The sequence below is a fragment of the Psychromonas algicola genome (assembly GCF_004378355.1).
Taxonomy (GTDB): domain Bacteria; phylum Pseudomonadota; class Gammaproteobacteria; order Enterobacterales; family Psychromonadaceae; genus Psychromonas.
The window spans coordinates 1-930 of record NZ_SNUB01000072.1; the positions used below are offsets into that span (position 1 = coordinate 1).

The window sequence follows — 930 nt, forward strand, 5'->3', positions numbered from 1 at the left end:
CACTGGATATCGATTTTTAGACGCTTTTAAACACCTCGGATAACTTCGCTCACGTTTTCCCTCCAACTTAAATTGTGCCGCATTTCTTTCTATATCAATCACTATTCTAGGAACATTACCTGGTGCGTATATCGGCATCATCGTGAGTGTATGAATAATATGAGAAGACGCATCTCTGAAACTCAATTGATTAGCAAAAACACCTTTCAGTGATTTCGCCATCAATATCATTTTGTAACGAATTAAATTATAAGCAAGTAAAACACCCCATAATTCTTGATGAATTAATTCAGGTAGATTGCTACGTAATGTAAATCGACTTTCAAGCATATGCTGTTTCATTTCACGGTAACCCAGCTCTATTTCCCAACGATGTGTATATAAATCAACGATTTCTGCATTGGGGTAAGCCATATTGTCTGTCATCGATGTGAGTATTTTTACTTCTTTCCCTTTGATATTACGAGTGACTAACCTAGCTTCAATATGCTCAGGTAAATGCGGTCGTTTTTTTCTCGCTTGTGGGGTTGTTGCAATACGTACCAATTTATCTTGTCGACCTAAACTTCTGATAATTTCAAATTGAGTCCCCTTTTTTAAGGGGAGTAACCAATGTGTGTTTTTCCCTTTATTTTGCCAATCATGCAATAAACCTAATGAGTAAAAGCCTTTATCAAATAATGTCAGGCTATTATCTGGAATACTATTGACTAAATTAGCTGCTAAATTCATTTCACTTTCAGCAACACTAGCAAAAGCACTATCTACAATTAGGTGACTACTTAATTCCATCATGCAAACCATACGAACTTGTGGGTAGGATGATTCATAGGATTTATTGGCAGAGCGCGAAAATACAGCACTATTTTCTTTAGTGTCAGGCGTACGCCAAACGACACCATCAACACCATATAAATTGAGTCCGCACCA

General features: G+C 36.9%; 1 protein-coding gene. It reads right to left on the reverse strand.

What is annotated here, in order from left to right; translation table 11 throughout:
* The coding region (locus E2R67_RS16370; protein WP_134292014.1) for an IS4 family transposase at positions 1 to 930 on the reverse strand (930 nt) is incomplete at both ends.